Genomic DNA, 26,185 nt, shown 5'->3' with positions numbered 1-26,185 from the left:
CTGCTTCGGTAGACCCGTCCCCACTCATACTCATGACTGCCCCATGCACCCTTCTGGCACGCGAATTAAAAGATTGAGACCTGCCGGCCAGCCAATTGCGTAGGGCTGCCCGACTGCCTCATCAATCGACAATCGACCTTGACGACCTGCGGCGTCTCAGTTCGAAATTCACCGGCGCGATGAGTATCCAGCGTTTAAGTCGATCGGTAAAATCGATTGTTATGATCGAATGTATCCACGGCATCGATACAAAGGCGGATCGCTATACGATTCCAGCCATAGATAGTCTGGTCTTGGCTTGAATGGACAGATGCGTCCCAAGGGGACGCCGAAAGGCGTTGAGCTCGCTTGCGAGCCCTGCCCCACTGAGGGCTGGATGGATCCGGCCGCACTAAAAAGGGCCCGACCCTTTTGGGGCCGGGCGAAGTTCAGTCTGGGAGGAGCGATGCTACAAGACATCGCACCAGCTTCCGTCGGCAGAGGGAGGTCTACCGGCGGTTCATGTACGGCGAGGGCATTCGCCGTTAACCTTGGCCACGAGCAGGCTGATATCCATGGCGAACGCAACGTGCTGTCGCGGCTGACTGCTCTATAGACAATGCGCTTCAAGCAATTCGGCCCAACACTTGCGCGTAGGCAAGTCGACAGCGGCGTCAATATTTCTTCACGAAGCCTTTTGCAAAACGTCAAATGAATGCCGTTCGCCGGATGACGTTCGTCGAACAGCTGCGCGATGACAGGCGCGTCAAGAACCGACGACCGCTATCTGAGACCGCGCTCACAGAATACGAGGCAAACCGGCCTGATGGTCTATTTCTCCAACTGAGCGTTTGTTATGCGCCATTTCGTACGACTGGTAAAATCGATTGTGTCGATGGAGCACATCCAGAATTTGAATAGAGACAACCGCTTCAGGTGTTGATCTTGACCTCCTCATCTCATAACCAATGGCTTCGAGCACTCAGGTCAGATGCTTCGTTCCTGGTGCCACCTGTTCTACTTTTCCGTTCTCGATCGTTCGGCGTGGCACGGAAACGAAAGCTACACGTAAGCCAGACACTTGATCCGGATGAGTTTCGAAAGCTCGCGCGGATAATCGGCGTGATTGCTGTTCAACGTTACGGACCCTGAGAGCGGCCCCATGAGCTATGGCAAGTTAGATTATCGAAACGGCGACTTGCCGCGCGGGGAACCGCAGATGTTCAGAATGAACGCACAAAATATCACTAACCCACAGACGCGCACACTGCCGCGGCATCTGCGGCGGCTGGAGGCCGAGTCCATCGAGATCATGCGCGAAGTCGTTGCCGAATTTAGTAAGCCCGTAATGCTCTATTCGATCGGCAAGGATTCGAGCGTCATGCTGCACCTGGCGCAGAAGGCGTTCTATCCGGCGAAGGTCCCGTTTCCGCTCTTGCATGTCGACACGACCTGGAAGTTTCGCGAGATGATCAGCTTTCGCGACGAGACGGCCCAGCGTCTCGGCATCAACCTGATCGTTCATGTGAACCAGGACGGGATCGAGCGCGGCATTAACCCGATAGATTCCGGATCGACGCTGCACACGCAGGTGATGAAGACAGACGCGCTCAAGCAGGCGCTCGACCTTTACGGCTTTGACGCGGCGTTCGGGGGCGCCCGGCGCGATGAGGAAAAAAGCCGGGCGAAGGAGCGCATCTTCTCCTTCCGTTCGCAGGGACATGTCTGGGACCCGCGCAACCAGAGGCCGGAGCTGTGGAATCTCTTCAACACTCGCAGCCGGAAAGGCGAGACAATGCGCGTGTTTGCCATTTCGAATTGGACGGAACTCGACGTATGGGAATACATCATGCTGGAGAACATTCCGGTCGTTCCGCTTTACTTCGCGAAAAAGCGGCCGGTTGTCCAACGCAATGGCACGCTGATCTTGGTGGATGATGAGCGCCTGCCCTTGGCTCCTGACGAGACGCCCGAGCTCAAGATGATGCGTTTCCGCACGCTTGGTTGCTATCCGCTGAGCGGCGCCATCGAGTCTGACGCCGCCACCATCAAGGACATCGTCGCGGAAATGCAGGTTGCGACGCTCTCCGAGCGTCAGGGACGGCTGATCGATACCGATGAGGTGGCATCGATGGAGAAAAAGAAGCGGGAAGGCTACTTCTGAATGGATACTGATGCGCTGCGAGAGCTCACCTTCACCGACAGCAAGGATCAGCTTCGCTTCATCACCTGCGGCTCGGTGGACGATGGAAAGTCGACGCTAATCGGCCGGTTTCTGCACGACAGCAAGGCGATCTATGAGGATCAGCTGCAGGCGCTTGCGCGCGACAGCGTCAAGCACGGCACAACCGGAGATGATATCGACTTTGCCCTGCTGGTCGATGGACTCGAGGCCGAACGCGAACAGGGCATCACCATCGATGTCGCCTATCGCTTCTTCACCACGCCGCGCCGATCGTTCATGGTGGCCGATACGCCCGGTCACGAACAATATACGCGCAACATGGCGACCGGCGCATCCAACGCCCAGCTCGCGGTCATCCTGATCGATGCGCGCAAAGGCGTCCTGGTCCAGACCAAGCGCCACTCCTACATTTGCTCGCTCTTGGGCATCCGGCACGTGGTCGTGGCCCTGAACAAGATGGATCTGGTCGATTACCGCAAGGAAGTGTTTGATCGCATCGTGCACGACTATGTCGAATTCGCGTCGAACCTCGGCTTCACGTCGATCGCGGCTATCCCGATCTCCGCACGATACGGCGACAACATCATCCGCCTGTCCCGCAATACCGACTGGTTTCACGGCCCTTGCCTGTTGGACTATCTCGAAAATATCGACATCCAGTCCGAGACGGCCGGCTTGCCCTTCCGTTTCCCGGTCCAATGGGTGAACCGGCCGAACCTGGATTTCCGCGGCTACGCTGGAACGGTGGTCTCCGGCAGCATTTCGGTCGGCGACGAAATCGTTATTCCGGCATCGGGACGCAATTCGCGCGTCAAGCAGATCGTGACGTACGATGGCGACCTTGTGCGCGCCGAAGCCGGCGATGCGGTGACCATTACGCTGACCGACGAGATCGACATCGGCCGCGGGGATATCATCGCTAAGCCGACGGAACGACCGGAGGTCGCTGATCAGTTTGCCGCCCACCTGATCTGGATGGACCAGGAGCCCATGGTCCCGGGCCGGTCCTATGCCTTCCGGATCGGCACGCAATCGATTGCGTCCGGCAGCATCACGGCGATGAAATACCGGATCGACGTCAACACCGGCGCGCACGTGGCAGCCCGCACTTTGAGCCTCAATGAAATCGGCTTCTGCAATATTGCAACCGTACAGCCGGCAGCCTTCGATTCCTATGAAGCGAATCGGCGCACCGGTTCCTTCATCGTGATCGACCGCGACACCAACCGGACCGTCGGCGCTGGCATGATTGCCTTCCCCTTGCGGCGTGCCGCCAACATAGCCTGGCAGCCGCTCTCACTCGGCAAGAAGGAGCGCGCCGCTCTCAAGCACCAAAGACCCTGCATCATCTGGTTTACCGGGTTTTCCGGCGCGGGCAAATCGACCATCGCCAACCTCGTCGGCCAGAAGCTATTTGCGATGTCGTATCACACCATGCTCTTGGACGGCGACAATCTCAGGCACGGTCTCAATCGAGATCTCGGCTTCACCGAATCCGATCGGGTTGAAAACATCCGCCGCGCCGGGGAGGTTGCCAAACTGATGGTCGATAGCGGCTTGCTCGTGATCTGCTCGTTCATCTCACCCTACAAGGCCGAGCGAGACATGGTTCGCGATCTCGTGGACGACGGCGAATTCATCGAGGTCTTTGTGGACACGCCGATCGGCGAATGCGTGCGGCGCGATCCGAAGGGGCTCTACGCCAAGGCGAAATCAGGCACGATCAAGAATTTTACCGGCATCGATGCGCCGTACGAGGCGCCGAGCGCGCCGGAGATCCATTTGACAACACTGAACCAGCAGCCGGAGCGCTTGGCCGATACGGTGCTAAACTGCCTGGCCACACGAGGGATCATCGTGCCGGCCAACCGGACGGAGAACTAGCCGGCTCGGCTGTCGGAGCTGTTTGCCGAGGGACTGGCATTTCTCACCTCCAACCTGATCTGGCGGATCGGACCAAATGCCACGCCGTCACATGATGCCGAACTCCTGCACCATCCGGCGACGTCCGGTTTTGCGTGCCTTACATCGCAGCGAGCTCAGATCGGCGAGCTTGGATCGGTCTAGACTGGCCCGACGTTCTCCATCATGAGAGGCTCGGTCGAACGCGGCGCGCTTGGTTCGGCTTCTGTGGGTAATGTCACGCGTTCCTGGGTCAGTCGGGGCATCGACGAACAGCTGACTACGTCACTCTTGTGAAGGACGCCTTTGTGGTGTGGTAGAGCTCGTCTCCGGCATTACCTTTGCCCACACGGGCTCGTATCCGGTTCAGGCGGCGTTGTCGAAAAACGAGCGCCTGTCGGCCCGGCTCGCCGCATCGCGCCACGGGGATAGGCATGCCTTGGCCTTTGCTGCTCCAGTGCGACAATGTTCTGAGCAGTTCTTGGGAAACGACTCTGCCGCCGAATAAGCGGCCGCGTGGTGTCGCCCTTACCCAAACGAGCTGCTTGCATTCGACGTTACTCGGCCGGTTCGAATAATTTACGCAGAAATGTCGCCGCAGGGTGATTTATTGATCACCTCTACCACGTGCTCTTGAACGAAGCTGCAGGCCGCACGATCTTCTAGGATTCGGTCGGTCGTTCCACAACTCCCTCTCGACTTCGCTCTGGACGAAGCAAACCCAACAAAGAAATCGCATTTCAAGCTTCAGTGTCACTTCCGCTAAACATGTTTCTTGTATGTGTCGGGTGTCACGGCAACCAAGCCGACTGCACCAATCACTAGACGACACGGGACTATCGAACGGTGGGCTTCGACGGATCTTCTCAGGAACACTGGCTGAGAGCCGAAGCCAACGCGCACAGATTTTATCCGTTGGATTAGCCCCATGACAGCTGCGAATTCAGATGCTCACCTGCGTGCCGTGTTGAGACGCGTCCTGGAGGATGCTGTCCAAATGATGCCGGAACCGGCGCGAACGTCTTCCTTAAAAGCATGCCTTGCCGAAAAGATTTTAAATCTGGCCGCGGTCGGCGAAACGAATCCAAAAGCGATAACGCGGCTTGCCGTTCGGTTGATTCATGACTCATGTCCGAGCTGTTCGGGATGTGAAGGTTGGCGACCGGCCGTTAGGGCGACAGAGCGAACCGATCACCCACATAGCTGTGCTGCACATCCACTCCCTTCAGACTAAATACCGCAATCCGCGGCGAACGACGTATGCACTGCGTGCCTTTCACAGATCGCGTCATCTTTGATGAGCAGTAAGCCAAGGATTGCGCTGTAACGTCGAAGACGGGCCGCAGCTGGCAGAATGGCCGCCCGGCGATCAACGAGCCCGCCGCGCACGACGACCTGAACTTGCCCAACTGGCCACACTATTGCCGTGTAACCCCGACCGAGCTGCTGTCCGATCAAGAGCAGTGACCGCCGCCATCAGCTCGACACTCTTGCGATCGCAACGCATCATCGGACCCGCGCAGTAATCGCGAAGCGGTTTGGCTCGGTCCGCGTGCCCGATCACGTTCGTAAGACCCTCAACATTCGCCGAAAACCGCGACGCCACGTCCTCCGATTTTGCCGGAGCCATCCCGACCTCTCCGCATGCCGAGAGGTGAGTCTTCTTCTCGGCAAAGTCCGCGACACTCTGATTCAGTAAGGCTAAAGCTGTTAGCTGGATCCGACTTGCGCTCGCCACAAGTGAGCGTAAGCGCCTTCAGCAGTCAGCAGATCACGATGTTTTCCCTCCGCAACAACCCGACCATTGTCTAAGACCACGATCTTGTCCGCCCCAGAGATGCTGCTGAGTCGATGTGAGATGACGACAATGGTTTTACCGGCCCGACGCAGCTCCTCAATCAGGCGCAGGACAAACGCCGCAGCGACTGGGTCCAGAGAGGAGGTTGCCTCGTCGAGGATCAGGATCTGCGGATCCCGGTACAGAGCCCGAGCTAGTGCAAGGCGCTGCTTCTCGCCCCCAGAGAGGCGCACACCATTCTCGCCAAGATAAGCCTGGAAGCCACCGGGCCAGCGCTCGATCAACTCCCTTAGCCCTAATCGATCGCAGATTTTCAGGATCTTGTCGATGTCCGGCTCGAACTCGCCAAGAGCGATGTTTTCGATAACCGAGCCTGAGAACACGTCGATCGATTGCGGTACCGCAGCAACAACCTGACGCAAAGATGCGACCGAGAGGTCCTGGAGATCATAGCGGCCGATCCGGATGCGTCCACCCAAAAGCGGGTAGACATTCTGCAGCAGCGCCGCAAGGGAGCTCTTGCCTGAGCCGCTTTCCCCCACCACGGCAGTCATCTCGCCTCGGCGAAAGGTGACGCTGAGGTCTTGGAAAAGCTCCGGTTGCGCGCCATGACGGAACGTGACGTTCTCCAGGCGGATATCGCCAAGGTCGGACTTTGTTGCATCAATGCCGTCGCCGCTTGCCGGCTCCAGGTCGAAGATCTCGAACAGGCGATCCGCCGCGATAAACGCATCCTGAACGATCCGATTGGTTTGGATCAGGCTCGCAACTGGCCGGGTGATATAGCCGAGCAACGTATAGCAGGACAGTAGTTCGCCGGGAGTGACGGTCTGATCGAGGACAAGCGTCGTACCGAACCACATCAGCACGATGGTGAATACGGTCGAGAGGAAAGTCGAGGCAGTGTCTCCGAAGATCGAGATGACGCCTGAGCTGTAAACGGAGTGCAGCGTCTTGATGAAGCGGCTCTCCATCTTAAAGTTGGCGAAGCTCTCCATACCGAAGGCCTTGATCGTGGAAACAGCTCCCAGTGATTCAACCAGTTGCGCCTCCAGATCGGCCGCATTCTCCATGATGGCGCGCTCGCGCTTCCTATTCAGCCTGTTGATGGTCCAATACAGTAAGAGATATAGTGGGATGGAGATCGCCACGACCAAGGCGATTCTCCACGAGTAGACGAACATCAGCCCGAACGAGAACAGTATCACTAGCACGTTGACGAACATGGTGATCGAAACGTCATTCAGGAAGCTCCTGATCTTCACCGCGTCGTTCATGCGGGAGACGATTTCCCCGATGCGCATGCCATCGAAGAACTTCTGGGGCATGCTTAGGACGTGATTGTAGTAGCCAAGGATCAAGCAGACGTCGATCTTCTGCCCTGTTTGCAGGATGAGCAGGTTTTTGAGAAGATTGATCAGGATCTGCGGCACTAGGATCAGTAGCATGGTGACGCTCATCAGATTGAGCAGGTTGCGGTTGCCCGCTGTGATCACATGATCGACGATCTTTTGGACGTAGACGGCCATCGAGAGACCGAGGATTGTCGTCACCAGCGCCCCGACGAGGGCCTGCGTCATCACCTCCCTGTGTGGCGTAAGCAGGCGGGCGAAGCGGACGACGGGTGAGACGGTCTCGTCGCGGCGCTTGAAGGTGTCTGCCGGAACCAGGAGCACCAGGACGCCAGTCCATTGCGTCTTGAATTCCTCGTGCGACAGCTTGCGGATTTCACCATAGGCTGGGTCCATGATGATGACCCACCTAGCGTCGATCGCCTGAATTACGACGAAGTGATGCAGCACCTCGTTGACGATTACGTGCGCGATAGCGGGTTTGGGGATCTTGTACAGGCAGTCGAAGCCGCCCTTCACCCCCTTGGCGATGAACCCCAGCTTTTGGGCCGCTTGCGTGAGGCTCGACACCGTGGTGCCGGAGCGGTCGGTGGAGGCATACTGGCGGATGCGTGACAATGGCAACTTGTAGCCGTAGAAGGCTCCGACAGAAGCAAGGCTGGCGGCCCCGCAATCCGTGATGTCGCGTTGCTTGAACTTGGTGACCTTGCTCGACATGGCAGCTCGCGGACTATTTGAAGAATAATCTTAGTGGGTCGTCAGGAGCGGATTGAGCCAATCGTCGACCTCGTTGTACAGCAGTTGCAGGAGAGAACGGTCCGCCACGAGGAAGCGGGCCTGCACGGTCATGCCTTTCTTCAAATGACCGATGACCCCGTTTTTGAGCGCGAGATGGTTACGAGAGAGCGCGCAACGGACCTTGAAGATCGGCTTCCTGTCGTGCAGGGTGTAGTCCTGCGCCACGTCGAGCACTGTCGCGTCGATGACACCCCATTGATTGTAGTTAAAAGCATCCACTTGGAGCCGCACTGGCTGGGCCGGCCGCACGAAGCCGATGTCCTTTGGAGATACGTAGATCTCCGCTACCAGTTCGCCGTCCGGCGAGACCCAAGCAACGGTTTGCCCCGCCTGCACGTAGCTGCCCGGGGTGAGGCCAGAGAATTGCTCTAAAGCTCCTGCCACGGGGGCTCGAATGCGGGTCAGATCCCGTTCGTTCTCAAGCTGATGCAAATTGGCTGCGAGTTCCTTAAGGCGTAGGCTCGTGTCGAAGAGCTGCTGGTTCCATTCGGCGGATTTGCGCCGGGTGATAATGTCGCCTTTGACCGCAATGCTCTGGAGGGCGAAAGCCTTTTCATCAACGGCTTTTGCGGGCGCTGCAGCAACAGAGACCAACCGCTTGGCGCGGTCGAGTTCTGCCGCAGCATTGCTTTCGGCATATTGGTTCTCCCGCAGCAAGTTGAGAAAATGTAGCCGCTCGGCCATGGCGAACCCGGTCAGGAGATGGATATCGTCCTTCGCGTCCGTGGCGGCGGAGATCAGGGTTCCCAGGTCGCGGGCAAGATCGCTCTTAGCGCGAATTTCGCCTGTAAGCGCTCTGAGCTTTTCCTCAACCACCTCATCGTCAAGGATCAGGATCTGCTGGCCTTGGGCAACCAGATCGTTCTCAACGGCAACAATATGAGAGATGCGTCCGGAGACGGGCGCGATCAAAGGCGTCTTCTCGATGGTAGGACGAATCGTACCGGCACTTTGAACAGAGACCGTTATTGTGACGAGTGGCAACGACACCAATGCCGCAACCACTGAAAGCACAATGATCTTATAGAGAACCAAAGATCGTCCTGATCGTCGCGAGAGGATGCTCTCTGCGGTGTAGCCGACAGTTTCAGGAGAAAGTAAGATATTATTCATTGTGCAGCTAGACGCGGGTTGTCACTCATCAGGACCAGCAGCTTCCATGGAAACTGCTGATCTGTATTGAGTATGGAGCACAGCCCGTGCGCCATGTTCTTCATGTCTAGTGATGCTGATGTCTCAATATCACATCCGCTATATATGCACCCGCGATGAGTCCTATCCCAATAACTCCGCCAACGATTCCCAGAATCGCCCAACTTCCTCCCGAAGTTGCAAATGCTTCGTCTGCGGTTAATTCGGTTACACCGTAGGCTGACATATCGGTCTTCATTGTCGTCTCCTTTTCAGTCAGTGGTGCCGGCCGGCAGCTGCGGCCGCAGCACAGAGAGAGAAATTCAAGAGTCGTGCCAACGGAGGAAGAGCTCCAGAAACAGCTGCGCGCCTGCTTGGCTCGGGTGGCGAATAGTTCGCTATCTCTCGGACTCCACATCGCCCGATAACGTCCACCGACGCCGACGACCGCCGAACGACCGCCATTGTTGGATGCCACTTTGACGCCGCCCGCAATTTGCAGGATTCAGGCCCGGCAGATGGGGTGCCTGTTGCTCGCGATGTCCTCTTCGCAACAATCCGGTGATGTTGACACGAAGCCGCGCGTCTGATGTCAGACAAGGGACATGATGCAGGCGGGCATTCCGGCAGGTTGAATGGATAAGCGCTCTTGCGAACTGCTCGTCTCGCTCCAATTCTCGCAGAACGTACCTTGAAAGTCTTGTTCAGTTGCCTAGCCTAGTTAGCACTACTACGGCAGATTGACTTGCAGCTTTTCACGGATTCGTTTTCGGGGTATGGGCGCCGCCGAGCTGGCGGCCGAAGAATGAGATCGACGGTGGCGTGACGTCCGGCCGGCAAGCTAGGCTGCGGCGGAGGTCTGTTGACTCTTTTCTTCGCTCCGCCTGTGCCAGGCGACGGTATTGTAGAAAGGCGTAGGCGATCTTTGCCATCAGCGCGCGACGATGAAGACCCTGCCAGGCTCGCCCCTCAAAGTGATCAAGCCCGAGCTCCTCAACTGCTGATGCGCCTGTTCGCAAATCCATCGTGCCTCGATGGTGGCAGCTAATGTGCGCAGATCTGTCGCGGCGGGCAGGTTGGCGAGATAGTACCTCTTTTCCCCTGACGTCCTTTGCTCACCAAGCCTCCTAAGGGGAAGACGCTGCTGGCCCCTATCCTTGATCCGCTGGCGAGGTCCATCGGCGATCCGCCTCCGCTCACGCGATCTCTGGCGTGGATCGTGGCGTTCGGTAGTCGACCGGTACGTCGGCGCTTTCGAGCAGCGTCAACGAGTTCCGTCGGCGTGCGTCTGGGCTGGGGCCGCCGCCACCAAATGCGCAATCCGGTAGCCGTTGTCGTGCAGGTAGCGCAGAAAAACGCGGGCATCATAGCTGACGTCCAAGCCTGCGGACCGTGCAGCAGAATGATTCCCATCTTTTGTGATTTCGAGTTGCTCGATCATCTTCTCCAATTCCTGCTCCGGGGGTCATGTTTTCCCAGTTGGCCGCCCAAAGATCAGTGCCAAAGACGAAGATGCCACGTGACTGCAGAAGGTCGCGCGTCGCAGGCGTCGAGCCGAAATAGGGAAGGCAAAAAAACGGCGTTGAGGGCGTTTTAGACGAGGCGCCGTTGAGCGCAATAGGCAGGCTCCATGGCAAACACAAAACTGACGACGAATTCGAGAAAGAAGCCCAAGAGCGTTTCGAGGCTGCGCTCCGTGGCGCGCTGAAAACGTCGCCGGTGCCCTTGAAGGAAGAGCCGAAGGTGAAAAAGGCCAAAGCTAAAAATCGGAAAAAGGATACGAAATGAGCTTCATCCAGCGAGAACTGGGTCGCATCGGCGTCGTCTTGCGGGATGGTTTTAACCACCCCAACCGCGCGGAGCTTTATGCGGCCCAGCAGGCTTTGTTTTGGGCTCAGGAGCCGACCGGATTCGCTTAGCCCCTAGATTAGATCACGGGCATTCGGGGAGTGAAAGAAGATTGTCGGGTTGGATGCCGTCAGCAGTTGTCTTGATGTACTTATTCCCGTTATGTGTGGCGACGATAACATCAACGGTGCGGCCACCTTCAGCGACAAAGAACTCCCATTCGCGGGATTCGATTTCTCGAATTGTCTGATCGACCGATTGCTTCCAGCGACCGCCGTCAGCGGATTTAACAGTGATTAGCGCGGGAGTCCGATTGCTGCGGGTGTAGCCTGAGACACCGTGGTTGTTTGGGTTAGAACCCGTCAGAGGTATTGCGCTTGCGCCGCACCAACGGACCAAGTCAACCAACACGCTGCAAACATTGATCTGAACATTCTCCCTCGGCCGTATACATCCAACGAACTTGTTGTCCCGTTCCAACCATAGTCATTGGTAGCTGACCGGCCGGGTTCACCGGCAGCTTCAGATTAAAAGACTCCCGAAGCCGCACGGGCTAGGCACGCAATCCGCCAGCGCACTCGCTTTAGATCAAGACCAAGGCAAGCAGGCTCGAGCAGAGCAGCGCAACGCCGGCCGCGGTCAGTGCCAGGAGGCTACGCGAGACGAAGTCGTGATTGGGCATACATCGCTTTCAGTTGCGGCGAAGACCATGAGCCCCATTGCTGCCTTCGCGGTTTGATCGACGAACGCATAAATGATTATTCGAATCGCGTGCACTATTTCTGCTGTTGTCAGAAAGACATGCTTTTTTCCAGCGCGCTCAGTTGACCGCGCGCCGTTTTGCAACGAACAGGGCGTTGAGGACCCGGAAGGACGAGCCTAATCCGGGCTGTCTCTGCGGCCCAACATGCTCGCCTGATTTGGAGGTCGCCGTGTTTGCACGCCGATTCTCAAACGCTCCAGAGTGCGAGGTGTTTCATAAATCCGATACTGCTAGCGGAGTAAGCTTTTTGCCATGCGTGGACTCATCATTCTCCTTGTGACCTTTGCAATTGCGCTGGCGGTCCATGGCCGACACCAGAATGGTTTCGTGCCGGGACCGACCGCGCCCACGCCACCCGTCAACGTACCCTAGCGAGCGCCAATGGCGCGGGCGCAGATTGCGCTGCCAGCGTGCTTGAGATCTGCGGCTGCTGTCTGTCCGGACCCGAGTGCCGTTGGCCCAACTCAGCAGCGTGCTGTATGACTGAGTGTAGATTGGTTAAGTGACGATGACAGAGCGGGAATTGTCGCGATTGGAGAAGCAAGCTGCGGATGCTCTTCGTCGCGCACGACGACTGCCCGTGGGTACGAGCCGAAACGATCTTCGTCAGCTCGCAAGGGCGCTTCTTTGGCTGCATCGAAACGGTATGGAAGCTCTGGAGCAGGAGCGATCGAACATGGAACATGGTCGGCGATGAGAGGAGTTACGGGTTAACTCCTGTGCAGGCCGTTGTTCGAAGGACAGGACGTGCGAGGCCTTTGGTCGCGCACGTGAAGACGCTTTCGCCCGCACCCTTGCCTTGAGCAAACTGGCGCAATCTTCGAAAACGCATCGATGTTCCGGCTCCGGCCGCTCGTGACGTTGAGCTGCCAGCTTAAGCCGCCTGGACCCTCCCGAGGAAACTGCCGAGCTCGCGCCTCAGCCGCGCGCTTTCCCCAGACAACAGCTCGGCAGACATCAGCACCTGCATCGACGCCCCTCCTGTCTCCTTTGCGCCGTTGGTCACTTCAATGGCGCTCGCCGCCACCTGGCTGGTTCGGGCTGCCGCTTCCTGCAAATTGGACGCGATGCTCTTGCTCGTTGCGACCTGCTCTGCGATGGAGTTGACCACGGTCACGGCGATCTCCGAGATGCGGCCGATAATGACGCCGATGTCGACAATTGCGCTGACCGAGTCAGTCGTTGCCGTCTGAATGCCGTGAATGTGCTCGCTGATCTCGACGGTCGCGTGCGCCGTTTGCGTTGCGAGAGACTTCACTTCATCAGCGACAACCGCAAAACCTCTGCCGAAATCGCCCGCGCGCGCCGCTTCGATTGTCGCGTTCAGCGCGAGCAAATTGGTCTGGCGCGCAATCGTGGCGATCAGCTTGACCACGCTGCCGATCCGCTCCGCCGCAGCCGCCAGACCGACCATGCGCTGGTCGCTGAGTTCGGCCCTGCGAACCGCTTCGCGCGCGATATCGGCGGCCTCTTCGACCTGCCGGCCGATGTTGACGATCGTTGCCGCCATTTCGTCCGTCGCTGTCGCGACAAGCTGAACATTGCCAGATGCTTGCTCCGATGAGCTGGCGACTTCGACCGAGAGTTGCCGGCTGTGATCAGCCGTGCAAGTAAGGCTGCGGGCGGACGCTTCAAGGTTTGAGGAGGCAGAGGAGACAGTATCGATAACCTTGCCCACAGCGGTTTCGAATTCGCCGGCGAGCCGAGCGATATCGGCCTTCCGCTGCTCGGCGGCGGTACGATCCTGTTCAGCCTTTGCATCGATTTCGGCTCGCGCCCTCTCGCGCGCTTTCAGCTTGAACAGTTCGACCGCTTCGGCCATCTCGCCGAGTTCATCCTTGCGGCCAAGGCCTGGCAGAACGACGTCGAACCGACCGTCGCCGAGCTGGCGCATGGCCAGTGTCATTGAAGCGACTGTCTTTGCGACGCGCCGGCCGAACAGCAACGCGAGCAGGCCAACGAGCAGTGTTGCAAGCCCGATCAGCCAAACCAGCTTCCGCTGGATTTGTTCTGCTTGCATTTCGGCAGCCTGCGAGTGCATGTCAGCGGCGGCCATGATTTTTGCAAGCGCCGGGCTGATGCGGTCGTAGATTTGCCCGAGATCGTCCGCCTGATCGCTCAGCGCCTGCTGCGTCACCATGAGGGACAGAAAGCTCGACTTATATGCGCGGATCAGTTCGAGGAGCTGGGATTTTATGTCCGCGGGTAGGCTCGCCTGAGCAAGCGCGATCTCGAATTCCGCCTCCCGGTCAGCCAGTCGATCGCCATCTTTGTCTTCGCCACGGAGAATGAAGTCTTTCTCGTGCCGGCGCATCGTCAGCATCAAGATCGTGAGGCGTGGCTGGTTCAGGTCGGCTAGACGTTCCTCGACGGCGTGCACGGCCTTGCGCAGCTTGCCCTGGAATCCATCATCTTCGTTGAAGCCGAGGTTACGTTGCGCCGCGACCACGTTTCGAAAGCGCGTCGCATAGAGATTGATCACAGATCGCAACGCGGTCGCTTCCTTCCGTGGGTCGTCGTCGGGCAGAGCCGACACAAAAGCTTCGACCCGGCTCAAATCTGCAAGCTGCTCCACATGACTCTTCGCATGCTTCGTGATCGCCATTTCGCTGGGCTTGCGCAGGAAGTCGCTCGCGATTTGCCGTGACTCCAGGAAGCTTTGTGACAACGATGCGACATGATCTTTGAACTGGGCGCTGTCATTCGCCTCGCTCTGGACCAGGCTCGCGTAGTTCAGGGCGGCGGCGCAGAGTGCACCTGTGACAAGAACTCCCGAAATCCCGAGCAGTGCCATTTGGCCGCGCAACCCAATGCGGAAGCCCCGGCAACTCCTCAACTGCCCGATAAGTCTGCTCGCTGCCCCGGTCATTGTACCCCGTGATGAGTTTTATGCGCCCGGTAGGGTGCTGTTTGCCGCTGATCCGATGAGCGATTATTCAGTATCGAGCAGAATTAGAGCTGGCGTGCTCTGCTCGTCGATGAGTGGCTTGCTAATTTAGATTGATTTCGGAATTCTGAATTCGCGCTTATAGGCACACACTTTTCTTCCAGCAGCACGGGCACGACGCAGCCGGTCGCGTTACAACTCTCTGCATGATCGGTTTGTGTCGGAGAACATGAAGACGTTGGGGTTTGGCCCAGTGGACCGCTCATCAGGATGTTCAGAGAACGACAACTTGCTATCGTTCACGCCCGCCGCCACATGGTCGGCGCTTCGGGAAGCGCTTCGCGGCCGATTTGTTTGAGGTCGTCGAGGGTCGTCTCACCTCTACGGGCGATTTTGGCCGCGCCCTGTTCATGCCGAACTGGCTGCTCCGCCGCGATGAACCAGTGCTCGGATCGCACGACTTCACTCCCGAGCCGCATCAAGCTGTACATCATTTGTTGCTTCTCGCGCTTGCTGCGCAGAAACAATGTCTCGGCATACGCGCCCATGCGGAACCGGTAGAAATGGCTTGCCATGTCCTGCTCCTATGCCGCGTCACCGGAATTGAGAGGGATTTGACCACGTCATTGTTGCCGGCCCGCGGCTCATAAAACGGGGTTGACCTAACCCTGCATGGTAAGGACATTTGGATGCTGATTAATGCAATTTATCTCGACCCGGCGCTTAAATTCCGCGTTCGCGCGAATGTACCGACGGATTTCACCGCACCTAATCCACTTAGCTGGTGCTAGGAAGTCGGTCACGCCAGTATCACATTGTCGATCAGCCGCGTCGAGCCTACGTAGGCTGCGGCGCATAGTGCCGCCGGGCGGCGTAGCGGACTTTCGGCGGCCTTGAGCGTGTCATGGTCGACAAGCTCAAGGTATTGCAGCCGATCGATCTCGTTCAAATGCCCTTTGGCGATTGCAAGCAGCTTTTCAACATCGCGTTCTCCTGAGCGATACTTGTCCGCTGCGGCGAACAGTCCACGGCTGATGGCACGAGCCCGCCGACGTTCTTCCTCGCTGAGATAGCGGTTGCGACTGCTCATCGCGAGCCCATCCGCTTCCCGGACCGTCGGCACGGTAACGATCTCGATCGGAAGATCGAGATCAAGTGCCATGTGACGGACGACCGCGCATTGCTGAAAATCCTTCTGTCCGAAAAACGCGACATCCGGCTGCACCATGTTGAACAGTTTGCAGACGACCGTCGCGACACCGCGAAAGTGCCCAGGCCTGAACGCTCCGCAGAGTGGTTTTGCTAGGTCGCCCGGCTCGACGAAGGTCTCAAATTGAGCCGGATAGACTTCGCCGGCAGCCGGCGCAAAGACGATGGCAACATCGGCATCGCGGCAGAGCCTCTCATCGCGCGTGAAGTCACGCGGATAGGTGCTGAGGTCCTCGTTCGGTCCGAATTGAGTGGGGTTCACGAAGATGCTGAGAACGGTGACGTCAGATTGCGCCCGGCTCGCCTCGACCAGCGCCAGGTGACCTTCGTGCAGATAGCCCATGGTCGGCACGAATCCGACGCGTTGACCGGCCCTGCGGGCGTTTGAAAGAGCGCGACGGAGTTCGGCGACGGTCGTGATTGTCTGCATTGCTTTGCTGTACCTCAGGTTAGTTGGGAGCCCAGTTTGCGATCGTTTCGCCAACACCTTGGGGAAGCCCGTAGGATTCCTGCGGTCCCGGGAACGCACCGCCGCGGACATCTGCGGCCCAGCGCGACAGCGCCTCCTGCAGCAGCTGAAAACCCTCTGCATAAGCGCGAACGAATTTAGGCCGATGACCTTCAGTCAATCCGAGGACATCATGGAATACGAGCACCTGGCCCGAGCAACTGGGACCCGCGCCAATTCCAATGGTCGGTATCGTCAGGAATTCCGTCGCGCGCGCGGCGAGCTCCGCCGGGACGCCTTCCAGGACCAGAGCGAAGCATCCGGCCTCCTGCAGACGGTGGGCGTCGTCGAGCAAGCGCAGCGCGTCGTCGGCCTTCCGGCCCTGCACCTTGAAACCACCCATGACATTGACGCTCTGCGGAGTGAGGCCCAGATGCCCCATTACAGGAATTTCGCAATCGACCAGGGCACGGACCATTTCGATGCGCTTCGCTCCGCCTTCGAGTTTAACCGCTGCTGCGCCACGCTGCAGAAAGCCCCCGGCGTTGCGTATCGTCTCCTCAATGCTGAGATGAAAACTGAGAAAGGGCATATCGGCAACGAGCAAGGCACGAGCTCTCGTGCGCGCAACAGCATCCAGGTGATGGTTCATCATGGCCATACTGACCGGCAGCGTGTTGTCAAATCCCAGGCAGACGTTGCCAACACTGTCCCCGATGAGAATGACATCGACGATGGGATCGGCGATGCGCGCCGTAACCGCGTCGTAAGCGGTGGTCATGACGATACGGCGCCCCTCCTCCTTGCATCGCTGCAGAACTGGAATCGTGACACGCTCAACAGGCTGCTCTGAAATGTGGCTCATCTAAGATCCCGATCGCTCCACTGCCCGCATCCCCGGACTCGGGGCTTCCTACGGAAGCTGAGAGAAGACTGTCAATGGTGGAGGCGAAACGGAGAGGCACGTTTCCAAAGCCAGCGGCGGGCAGATAGAAACGTCTAATGATTGCGCAATCATCAGAAGCGCAAGCTTTTCCAGCCGCCACATTTGCGCGGAGCGATTTTGTATCGCGCCGGCCACCACCGCGACAGCGCGGTACCGCTCTTCCCACATCTGGCGAGTTTGCGCCGGGCCCGGCATCGGGCATATCTGCGAGAGCGGCTCGGATGCTTTGCCAAAGCTATCGGCAGGTTCAGGTTCGGCCAGCATATTCGTCTTATGGCAGCAATTGGGTTCCGTTAGCTCGCGCTCGAGCCGCACCTTCAAGCCACCGCATCGGCAGCATCCCTGATACCGGCGTAGATCTGATCAAGATCTGCGGCCGTGACGCAATAAGGTGGCATCACGTAGATCGTGTTGCCGAGCGGTCGCAGCAGGAGATTTCGGCGCTCGAAGAAGGCCTGAAGCTTCGGACCGATGTTTGCCAGATACCCCGGATCGCTCGTTTTCAGATCGAGCGCTGTGATGGTGCCGGTCCGGCGGACATTTGCAAAGCGCGGATCGGCGCGGAATGGCTCGATTGCATGCTCTTGCATCGTGGCGACAGACGCGACGCGGCGGCGAGATTCCTGATCTTGCCACAGATCCAGATTCGCTTTTGCGGCGGCGCAGGCCACCGGATTCGCGGTATATGAACTCGAATGAAAGAACGTACGCGTACGATCTTTTGAGTAATGCGCATCGAATATATCCGCGCGGCAGAGCGTCACTGCCAGTGGGAGCGCCCCTCCGGTGAGGCCTTTCGAATAGCAGGCGATATCTGGAGTGATATTGGCCTGCTCGCAGGCAAATAGCGTTCCGGTACGGCCCCAGCCCGTCATGACCTCGTCGGCAATGAACAGGACGCGAGAGGCCTCGCAGATCCGCCTCATCTCCCTTAGCAACCAAGCGGGGTACATCAGCATCCCGCCTGCCCCCAAAATCAGAGGCTCTACAATAAAGGCGGCGGGAATTTCGTTTCGGCATGCGGACTCGAGCGCATCGAGGGTTGCCTGCTCACAGCCTTCCGCAGGGAACGGAATTGCGGTAACGTCGAACAGCAAGGACCCGTATGCGTCATTGAACACGCCCCGGGCCCCCACCGACATCGCCCCAATTGTATCGCCGTGATAGGAATGTTGCATCACGACAATGCGTGTCCGCGGCTCGCCGATATTATTCCAATAGCCGATCGCCATTTTCAAGGCGACTTCCACGCTGGTAGAGCCGCTGTCGGAGAAGAAGACATGGTCGAGCCCACGGGGTGCGAGCTTCAAGAGTAGCGCCGCAACCTCCTCAGCCGGATCGTGGGTATAGCCGGCAAAGATGATCTGGTTGAGTTTGCCCGCCTGTTCCTGAATCGCACTGACAATGTGCGGTTGGCAATGACCGTGGGTCACGACCCACCAGGATGAGATTGCATCGATGATTCGGCGGTCATCCGCGGTGTAGAGATAAGCACCATCGCCACGCAGAACCCTTGTCATCTCGCCCTGAAGCGCGTGTTGCGTGAACGGATGCCAGATCGCCGACTTCTTCTTTGGCGTCATGACTTGAAATCATCACCACGGAATGAGGCCTTGAGCGCGGGCTGTGGCGTGTTTGCAGCGAGAGGAAACAGCCTGGGCACTCGCCCAAGCCAACGCACACCCGATCGCTCTCGCAACTCGTGCACGTTCTTTCCTTCCGCAATGAAGGTATTGATCCGATCGACGTAGACGCGGCGCATTGTTGCTCCTCTATTTGCTTCCTACATATGCGCTGCGAAGCTAGCGCTGATAATCGACATTCATCTTGCCGCCCCGAACCCATACTCTCTTGCATCGTCGTAAAACCGGCCTTGCCGCCGAAGTGAAGATCAAAAAGAACTCATCCAGTGTTGGCGGAATATTCGAAAGGAGAGCGCCATCCTCCCCCGTGTTCAGAACGAGGCAGTTGCCTGCGAAGCAGCCGTCAACCGACATGTATCTTGCTTCGAGCGGCGGATTGAAGGGGACGCGACGAGCTTCACCATCTGCAGGAATGAGCCGAGACTCAAACCAGCTTTTTGAAACCAAGAAGTCATCCAGTATTGCGTGAACCGATGCCAGATCGACGACTTCTTGGGTTGAGGTCATGTTGATGGGCATCATGGCCTGAAATCGTCGGCACGGAACGAGCTCTTGAACGCGTCCTGCAGCATGTCCGGTGTGAGAGGCGAAAGCCAGGGCAGTCGCCCCAACCAACGCACCCGACCCATCTCGCGAATTGCGCTCTGCGTTTCTGCATTTCTTTCGCCAATGAATGCTATCCCAAGAATCTGAATCTGGCGCTTTCGCAGAGCTTCTATCGAGAGCAGCGAGTGATTGATCGTCCCTAGTCGCGTGCTGGCGCAAAGCAGGACGGGAAGCCGCCAACGCTCGAAGATGTCAATATAAAGTGTGCTGCCGTTCAGTGGTACCATTAGCCCGCCGGCACCCTCGATCACGAGCGGTCGCTCGCCGGTCTCCGGCACATGGAGCGAGTCCGCGTCGATGCGAACTCCGTCGATTTCGGCGGAATAGTGCGGAGAAGCCGGCGTCCGAAGGCGGTAAACCTCCGGCACGATGCGATCGCCTGGGAGACTGGCCAGCCGCGTAACGACCTCAGTATCGGTCTCTTCTTCGAGGCCGGCCTGAATCGGTTTCCAATAGTTCGCGCCGAGGAGATTGGCGAGGCCTGCGGAAAACACCGTCTTTCCGATCCCGGTATCTGTGCCTGTCACGACGATCTGCTGGCTCATCGGGCTTCACCTCTCGTCTCCTCGAACAGCGCATCGAGCATTGCACGCACGTCATCCTCCCCGACGTTGAGTGTCAGTGAAATTCGCAAACGGGCCGTGCCCGCGGGAACGGTTGGCGGCCGGATTTCGCGGATATCGAAACCGCGCGTCTGCAGTCTCGATGCGAGCCGCATCGCCCGCGCGTTGTCGCCAACGATATAGGGCACGATCTGCGAGGCCGAAGGAATTTCCCCGCCGCGCACGCCGATCTCCCGATGCGTGAACGCGACAAGCTTGGCCAGACGCTGCTGCCGCTCGGGTTCCTGCTGCAGGATGAACAGGGCCTCCCGCACGGCAACGGCCATCAATGGTGAGGGCGCTGTGGCGAAGATAAACGGGCGGCAGCGATTGACCATGAAGTCGCGCATGGCCGTTGAGGCAGTGACGAGCGCGCCTGCAGCGCCCAGCGCCTTGCCGCAGGTATGAACGACCAACAGATTTCCTCGCCCCTCATAGGGGGCGGCCAGTCCTCGTCCCAGCTCCCCGTAGACGCCTGTGGCATGGGCCTCATCGACCATCAGGAACCCGTCGTGCCGGTCCGCGATCGCGACGAGGTCTTCGAGCGGCGCAAAGTCGCCATCCATGCTGTAGAGACTTTCAACCACGATCCAGACACGGCCCATTCCGCCCTGGGTACGCCAGTCGCGGATTGTGCTTTCGACCGACTGGGGGTCGTTATGGGCGCTTATGCGAAAGTCGGCCCGGCCAGCTCGCGCACCTTCATGGATGCTTGCGTGTACGAGAGCATCGAGAACGAGCAGATCGCCGCGCTGCGGCAACGTTGTCAAAACCGCAAAATTCGCGGCATAACCGCCGCCAAAGAAGAGCGCCGTCTCCGCCCCAAAGAACCGAGCCGCTTCTGCTTCGAGACGTTCATGCTCCTCGCAATTGCCGCGCAGAAGCCGCGACCCACCCGCTCCGATCGGAGTGCCGGCCTCGATTGCCGCCAAAACTGCCTTTTTCATGCGCGGGGCGCTCGCAAGCGCAAGATAGTCGTTCGATACAAAATCGATGCCTTCGCGCGGCCTAAGGCGGCGCAGCCGGTCATCCTCTTTCAGGGCATGCAACGCCGCGACATAGTCGGCGACTTTGGCCGTATGGATTGAGCTCATTCACCCCTCCCAGGGTCGCCATAAATCATGCAAATTTCATCGGCCGCCAGGACAATGGCTCCGGCATCGGCCCGTCTGCTTTCAATCCGGTAAGATGCGGTTCTCCCGGTCAACCAGCACAACGCGTGGCCTGAACGTCTTTGCTTCCACCTCATCAAGGGAGGCATAGGCAACGATGATGACCTTATCTCCAGGCATCGCAAGTCGCGCGGCCGCACCATTGAGGCCTATCATGCCGGACCCCTTGGGTGCCTCGATCACATAGGTGGCAAAGCGTGTGCCGGTGTCGATGTTAAAGATTTCGACGCGCTCGTTGATCAGGAGTCCCGCAGCGTCCAACAGCGCGCGATCGATCGAAATCGATCCTTCATGGTGCAGATCGGCTTCAGTGACCGAGGCGCGATGGATTTTGCCTTTCATCAACGTAATCTGCATGCGTCACCTACATTGGAATTTTGCTCAGCCGGGCTCGCCGAACCGTTTCACTCAAGACAGCCCGGACGTGATGCCGAGCCGGCGCAGCAAATTGGCGTCGCGGTCGACTTTCGGATTCTTCGTGGTCAACAGCACGTCGCCGAGGAAGATTGAATTCGCGCCAGCCAAAAAGCACAGCGCCTGCAGTTCGTCCGTCATATACTGCCGTCCGGCGGACAGACGTATCACGCTCTTCGGCATCATGATGCGGGCCGTTGCGACCAGACGCACCAGCGCGATCGGATCGGGACGCTCTGCCATTTCATCGACCGGCACGCCCTTGACCTGGTTCCACAGATTGATTGGCACGCTTTCCGGATGACGGGAGAGATTGGCGAGCAGGACGAGCATGGAAAGGCGGTCCTCGACGGCCTCGCCCATGCCGATAATGCCGCCGCAGCAGACCTTGATGCCAGCCTCGCGCACATGTGCAAGCGTGTCGATGCGGTCCTGCAAGGTGCGCGTGGTGATGATCTTGCCGTAGAAGTCCGGCGAGGTATCGACGTTGTGGTTGTAGAAGTCGAGCCCGGCCTCTGAGAGGCGCGTAGCCTGCTTCGGCGTCAGCATACCGAGCGTGACGCAGGTCTCCATGCCGAGCCCCTTGACCGCACTCACCATGTCGCAGACCTGATCAAGATCGCGGTCTTTTGGACTGCGCCAGGCCGCCGCCATGCAGAAGCGAGTCGCTCCGGCATCCTTGGCGCGCTGCGCGCTGGCGACCACATCGGCGCGATCCATCAGGCGGGTGGCTTTCAGACCGGTGTCGTAGTGCGCGCTCTGCGAGCAGTAGCCGCAGTTTTCCGGACAGCCGCCGGTCTTGATGCTGAGCAGGCTTGCGGTTTCGATGTGGTTTGGATCGAAATTGGCGCGATGAAGGCTCTGCGCCTGAAACATCAAGTCGGCAAACGGCAGGTCATAGAGTGCTTCGGCCTCGGCCCGCATCCAGTCTCGACGAAGCTGCGCGCTGTTGCCTCCGTCGCTTCGCTTCACGTCCACAGCAGCAACCATAAGAGCCGTGCCCCCATTCACGATCAATCATAGATAAAACAAGCGATTATCTATGATAACGACCCTCGACCAATGCTAGAGGATGTTCTAAGTGAACGCATTCGTTTTTCTGGTAGATAATCTATGATGATGGACGAGAACACGACGGTTGCCGGCCGCATCGCTGACTCGATCAGCGAACGCATTATCTCCGGCGCGCTGCAGCCAGACGCTCCACTCCGGCAGGATCATGTCGCGCGGCAGTTCAATTCCAGTCACGTTCCGGTCCGCGAGGCCTTTCGGCAGCTGGAAGCCCAACACCTTGTCGTAGCTCGGCCCCGTCGCGGCGTACGGGTTGCTCCTCTCGACACCAAGGCGGTGAAGGAGATCGCCGAGATGCGCGCCGCGCTCGAAGTGGTCGCATTGCGCAATGCGGCTCCAAAGCTGACATCGGCTCATTTGGCACGGATCGAGCTCGCCCTTATTGAAGGAGATAATGCCGAGACAATTGAGGAGTTTGAAATGGCCAACCGAGCCTTTCATCACGCGCTGGTTTCGCCCTGCGCAATGCCGCGCCTGCTCGCTAGTCTCGATGGACTGCAACTTGCAAATTCGCGGTTGGTGTTCGCAATGGCGCGAAGTGCCGGCTGGCGACCGCGGTCCAACCAGGATCACCGGCTGATTCTGCAGGCCCTGCGAGCCCGCAACGTCGATCAAGCCTGCAACCTGCTCGCGCGCCACATTCAAACCATTGAGCGCCTTGCGCTTCCCACGTCCTGACTGGAAGAGGCTTCCGGTCCGTTGACGAAGTTGTCTAGGTTGACGCCGATCGCCATCATCACCACGCGATGAAGACGCGATCGCGTCCGGCGTAAGCATCGCGCATGCGCCATCGACGACCCCAGGACAGGGAGAGACTCGCTGGCGCCTCTCACCTCAGTTTGCCATCTTCGGGAGATGAATTTGCCGGCCGAGTGCCTGCTCGACGAGATCAAAGGTGTCGACGAGCACACGCATGCTGATGAGCCGACCGGCCTTGAACTGGGCGAACTGCGCCGCGCGCAGCGAGATCGACTTGTGGGATTCCCGCGCCGTTAGGGAACAGCGCAGCATAGAGGCTGCGGAATCCACGCCGAGCATGGTGGTCTCGCGGTCGAAACGGCGAATCTGGACATTGTCAGAGATCTCCCGGATGACGTCGAGCACGGCGCGCTTGCCATGCCGAGTGCCGAGAAATGGGAACATGTCGATCGGACCATAAAGCGTCCAATCGACCTCCTCGTCGAGGAGGGCCTCGATGTCCTCAAAATGCCGGTCATTGATCGCGCGATGCAACGTTCGCGAGAAGCGCCAGAAGCTATGCTCCGTCATTTTGGTGTTCCTGAAACCAGTTTGCAATAACGGAGCTGCTTCTTGGTATCTGTATCGACGCATCTAGCTCGGTGGACCTCATTGCGGTGGGCTGGGGCCACCTCCATAGCCCCGCCACGGGGGCGAACCAAACGTCCATGTTCCCTCGCGCACAGTGTTGGAAAGCGTTACGGCCATGAGCTCCCCCACCCGCAAGGCTGCAAGTGACATCGAATACCAGTAGGATGATCCGGCAAACGACGTCATGAGTTCAAGCGGCGAGGCGTGATACTTCGAGGCATCCGCTTCGGCACAGGACGTTTTCAGCCAGGGCATCAACAGGCTCCTGGCTTCGTGACGAAGGTAGCAATCGTAGCCACAGTACGGCCTCTGCGTCGACACGTCCCGCAGGTATCCGGTGCCGAGAACTTCTGCGCATGCGGCGCAGGCCGCCCTGTTGAGCGGAGCCCTGTGTTTGGCCAATACGAGCTTCATGATGGAGATCCACGCCTTCCCTGCGGTCGGTGCGCAGTTCGCGAGATTGTCGCGCGCTGTTCGACGTCAACGATTTCGGCGCCGCAATAAACGTGCGGCATTCCGGACCGCAGTAGGAGGCGCGTCCTCAGGGTCGGGCGCCGTCGCAGCCGCCGATGACCGCTCAGGCGGCCGGCAATCGCCGTAACCAATTGCTGTCCGCTTCGCAACGGGACTTGAAGTGCTCAACGCACCTCTTTGAGCAGAGGGCGGTTCGCGAAGAGTAGTAACGAATAAGGCCAAACTTTCCGGCGCAAATGGCGCACCGTTTGACGGTGTTGCGCTGAAGTTTTTGATGGTCTTTGGACATGTCCGTCTCCAATTCCTGCATCTCCCATTGCGCGTTGGAGGGCTCAGGCTTGCGACCAGCGGCGGGGCGCGACGTAGCTCAATCCGCGTCGCGCTTCGGCATCCATTTCCGCCTGCACTCGTTGCTTTGACCTTGACCTGCCCACCGTTCGATCGGGCACCGTCGATAAGCGCAAAGTTTATCTCTTTGTTCTAGAAGAAATTCGCCAATCTCCTTCCTGCTAGCGCATACGTCATGCGACGTTTCCCTATTTTGCGCAGAAATTCATCGCAGAAATCGACTATTGGTCCGGCATAGCGGCCTTACCGCAGAGGGACGATCGGCTGACATCCGACCAGCTCAGCCCGATCGTAAAACGGTCGCCCAAAGGTGCTTCTGCACCCCCTAGAGTGGCTGCGCGTGACGGGCCTATTGAGGACACGTCTTGAGCGTGTCGCCTAGGTCGTGGCCGGCCCGATCGCGACGCCGTCTCGACAAAGCTGGAGCGCTCACGTGCCGAGACCATCAACCGCCTCAAAACGCCGATGTGAGTTGCACCTCATGAGCGGCTACCGCCTCCCGGGAGAGCCGATTGTGCTGTTGACTACCGCTACGCGCATGGACGAACGACGAATTCACGGGGCACCTTCGTCTACGCAGATCCCAACAAGAAGAGCTGCAAGACCGATGGCGTGTGGCTGGGTTTGAGGGCGGTTTCACCCTGACACCGAGGCAACGATGACCGCCCGAGTGCCGGCGCCTCACGTCGCGGGATCTGGCTTGCGCTGGGCCTGCCGCAAATGGCGCCCCGCTTGACCGCGGGCAGAAGCTCTAGCAGCAAGGCCGTTGCGGCGATTGCGACCCGCTGCGGTAATGTTGCAGCGCGCTCAAGGCCAAGATAGTTATGCGCCTACTTTCCTGTCACCCCAGGTCCATCATGATTCGTCACATCGTTTTGTTTACCGCCAAGGATAAGGCCCAGATCGACGAAATGATCGAAGGCCTGTCAGTTCTCACCACAATCCCACATGCACGCCTGCTCGAGGTTGGTCGCAATCGCAAGACCGACCAGTTCGGCAACGATATCGACGTAGTGGTCTACGGTGAGTTCGACAATGAGAGGGAACTCGCAGCCTACAGGGCTCACGACCTATACCAGGAATCGATTAGCCGGGTGCGACCGCTCCGCGAGCTGCGGTTTGCGGCCGATTACACCGTATCAACGGATGCGCGCTTGGCCTCAACGGCTGCAACAGGTCAAGTTACTCGGCGCCTCGAGCCGACTGGCGGGGGCTAACCTGACAATCGGCCTCAAGGGTCCCCGGGTCCCAGACCAGCGCTCTCGGTCGGCTCGGGATCA

General features: G+C 58.6%; 23 protein-coding genes and 1 pseudogene. 6 read left to right on the top strand and 18 right to left on the bottom strand.

Annotated elements, in window-relative coordinates; all coding sequences use genetic code 11:
- The first annotated feature begins 1,207 nt into the window (after positions 1–1,207).
- A complete protein-coding gene (gene cysD / locus ACFDR6_RS23990; protein WP_375859825.1) occupies positions 1,208–2,143 on the top strand; it encodes a sulfate adenylyltransferase subunit CysD in 936 nt (311 codons plus the stop codon).
- Positions 2,144–4,048: a sulfate adenylyltransferase subunit CysN gene (gene cysN / locus ACFDR6_RS23985; protein ID WP_375859716.1), complete on the top strand. Its 1,905-nt coding sequence runs from the start codon at positions 2,144–2,146 to the stop codon at positions 4,046–4,048.
- 1,728 nt (positions 4,049–5,776) lie between these two features.
- On the opposite strand, the gene ACFDR6_RS23980 is transcribed toward cysN, so the two are convergent.
- The 5 genes and pseudogenes from ACFDR6_RS23980 to ACFDR6_RS23960 all read right to left on the bottom strand — a co-directional run bounded on the left by ACFDR6_RS23980 (position 5,777) and on the right by ACFDR6_RS23960 (position 10,595).
- Complete coding sequence (locus ACFDR6_RS23980) at positions 5,777–7,933, bottom strand: peptidase domain-containing ABC transporter (RefSeq protein WP_375859715.1); 2,157 nt, start codon at positions 7,931–7,933, stop codon at positions 5,777–5,779.
- A 30-nt stretch (positions 7,934–7,963) separates the two neighbouring features.
- A complete protein-coding gene (locus ACFDR6_RS23975; RefSeq protein WP_375859714.1) occupies positions 7,964–9,049 on the bottom strand; it encodes an HlyD family secretion protein in 1,086 nt (361 codons plus the stop codon).
- Positions 9,050–9,233: 184 nt separating this feature from the next.
- Positions 9,234–9,404, bottom strand: a complete 171-nt coding sequence (locus tag ACFDR6_RS23970; RefSeq protein ID WP_375859713.1) for a hypothetical protein — start codon at positions 9,402–9,404, stop codon at positions 9,234–9,236.
- Positions 9,405–9,875: 471 nt separating this feature from the next.
- Positions 9,876–10,340, bottom strand: a pseudogene (locus ACFDR6_RS23965) (IS701 family transposase); the annotation flags it as partial.
- Between the two features lie 69 nt (positions 10,341–10,409).
- Positions 10,410–10,595: a hypothetical protein gene (locus ACFDR6_RS23960; RefSeq protein WP_375859712.1), complete on the bottom strand. Its 186-nt coding sequence runs from the start codon at positions 10,593–10,595 to the stop codon at positions 10,410–10,412.
- A 158-nt stretch (positions 10,596–10,753) separates the two neighbouring features.
- Here ACFDR6_RS23960 and ACFDR6_RS23955 point away from each other — a divergent pair, with 158 nt between their 5' ends.
- Together ACFDR6_RS23955 and ACFDR6_RS23950 are read left to right on the top strand one after the other, a co-directional pair.
- Positions 10,754–10,933, top strand: a complete 180-nt coding sequence (locus ACFDR6_RS23955) for a hypothetical protein (protein ID WP_375859711.1) — start codon at positions 10,754–10,756, stop codon at positions 10,931–10,933.
- A complete protein-coding gene (locus ACFDR6_RS23950; protein ID WP_375859710.1) occupies positions 10,930–11,064 on the top strand; it encodes a hypothetical protein in 135 nt (44 codons plus the stop codon). Before ACFDR6_RS23955 ends, ACFDR6_RS23950 begins: the two co-directional genes overlap by 4 nt.
- Before the next feature lie 13 nt (positions 11,065–11,077).
- Here the strand turns inward: ACFDR6_RS23950 and ACFDR6_RS23945 are convergent, their stop codons facing one another.
- The 12 genes from ACFDR6_RS23945 to bioB form a co-directional block, all read right to left on the bottom strand.
- A complete protein-coding gene (locus ACFDR6_RS23945; protein ID WP_375859709.1) occupies positions 11,078–11,404 on the bottom strand; it encodes a DUF3892 domain-containing protein in 327 nt (108 codons plus the stop codon).
- A gap of 1,226 nt (positions 11,405–12,630) precedes the next feature.
- On the bottom strand, positions 12,631–14,550 hold the full coding sequence (locus ACFDR6_RS23940; RefSeq protein WP_375859708.1) for a methyl-accepting chemotaxis protein: 1,920 nt from the start codon (positions 14,548–14,550) through the stop codon (positions 12,631–12,633).
- Positions 14,551–14,942: 392 nt separating this feature from the next.
- Entirely contained in the window at positions 14,943–15,218 is a 276-nt protein-coding gene (locus ACFDR6_RS23935; RefSeq protein WP_375859707.1) for a hypothetical protein, read from the bottom strand.
- A 224-nt stretch (positions 15,219–15,442) separates the two neighbouring features.
- Positions 15,443–16,282 carry a pantoate--beta-alanine ligase gene (gene panC, locus ACFDR6_RS23930; protein WP_375859706.1) on the bottom strand — a complete coding sequence of 280 codons (840 nt, stop codon included), beginning with the start codon at positions 16,280–16,282 and terminating at the stop codon, positions 15,443–15,445.
- Between the two features lie 19 nt (positions 16,283–16,301).
- Positions 16,302–17,165, bottom strand: a complete 864-nt coding sequence (gene panB, locus ACFDR6_RS23925) for a 3-methyl-2-oxobutanoate hydroxymethyltransferase (protein ID WP_375859705.1) — start codon at positions 17,163–17,165, stop codon at positions 16,302–16,304.
- A gap of 48 nt (positions 17,166–17,213) precedes the next feature.
- Complete coding sequence (locus tag ACFDR6_RS23920) at positions 17,214–17,567, bottom strand: hypothetical protein (protein ID WP_375859704.1); 354 nt, start codon at positions 17,565–17,567, stop codon at positions 17,214–17,216.
- Positions 17,564–18,829 carry an adenosylmethionine--8-amino-7-oxononanoate transaminase gene (locus ACFDR6_RS23915; protein WP_375859703.1) on the bottom strand — a complete coding sequence of 422 codons (1,266 nt, stop codon included), beginning with the start codon at positions 18,827–18,829 and terminating at the stop codon, positions 17,564–17,566. The genes ACFDR6_RS23920 and ACFDR6_RS23915 overlap by 4 nt, the downstream gene beginning before the upstream one ends.
- 219 nt (positions 18,830–19,048) lie before the next feature.
- Positions 19,049–19,411, bottom strand: coding sequence for a hypothetical protein (locus ACFDR6_RS23910; protein WP_375859702.1), 363 nt, complete (start codon positions 19,409–19,411; stop codon positions 19,049–19,051).
- Entirely contained in the window at positions 19,408–20,040 is a 633-nt protein-coding gene (gene bioD / locus ACFDR6_RS23905) for a dethiobiotin synthase (protein WP_027545479.1), read from the bottom strand. The genes ACFDR6_RS23910 and bioD overlap by 4 nt, the downstream gene beginning before the upstream one ends.
- On the bottom strand, positions 20,037–21,191 hold the full coding sequence (locus tag ACFDR6_RS23900) for an 8-amino-7-oxononanoate synthase (protein WP_375859701.1): 1,155 nt from the start codon (positions 21,189–21,191) through the stop codon (positions 20,037–20,039). Before ACFDR6_RS23900 ends, bioD begins: the two co-directional genes overlap by 4 nt.
- Positions 21,192–21,272: 81 nt before the next feature.
- Complete coding sequence (panD, locus tag ACFDR6_RS23895; protein ID WP_375859700.1) at positions 21,273–21,626, bottom strand: aspartate 1-decarboxylase; 354 nt, start codon at positions 21,624–21,626, stop codon at positions 21,273–21,275.
- A gap of 51 nt (positions 21,627–21,677) precedes the next feature.
- Positions 21,678–22,673, bottom strand: a complete 996-nt coding sequence (gene bioB / locus ACFDR6_RS23890; RefSeq protein WP_375859699.1) for a biotin synthase BioB — start codon at positions 22,671–22,673, stop codon at positions 21,678–21,680.
- 126 nt (positions 22,674–22,799) lie between these two features.
- On the opposite strand from bioB, the gene ACFDR6_RS23885 reads away from it, so the two are divergent.
- The gene (locus tag ACFDR6_RS23885; protein ID WP_375859698.1) at positions 22,800–23,432 is read left to right on the top strand and encodes a GntR family transcriptional regulator; all 633 of its coding nucleotides are present in this window, start codon (positions 22,800–22,802) and stop codon (positions 23,430–23,432) included.
- A 156-nt stretch (positions 23,433–23,588) separates the two neighbouring features.
- On the opposite strand, the gene ACFDR6_RS23880 is transcribed toward ACFDR6_RS23885, so the two are convergent.
- Positions 23,589–24,023, bottom strand: coding sequence for a nuclear transport factor 2 family protein (locus ACFDR6_RS23880; protein ID WP_375859824.1), 435 nt, complete (start codon positions 24,021–24,023; stop codon positions 23,589–23,591).
- 1,739 nt (positions 24,024–25,762) lie between these two features.
- Between ACFDR6_RS23880 and ACFDR6_RS23875 the strand changes: the two genes are divergently transcribed.
- On the top strand, positions 25,763–26,122 hold the full coding sequence (locus ACFDR6_RS23875) for a Dabb family protein (RefSeq protein WP_375859697.1): 360 nt from the start codon (positions 25,763–25,765) through the stop codon (positions 26,120–26,122).
- Positions 26,123–26,185 lie beyond the last annotated feature (63 nt).

Source organism: Bradyrhizobium tunisiense, assembly GCF_042263385.1.
GTDB lineage: Bacteria > Pseudomonadota > Alphaproteobacteria > Rhizobiales > Xanthobacteraceae > Bradyrhizobium > Bradyrhizobium tunisiense.
The sequence above is the reverse complement of the archived record's forward strand: the minus strand, read 5'-3'. Positions and strand labels throughout refer to the sequence as shown.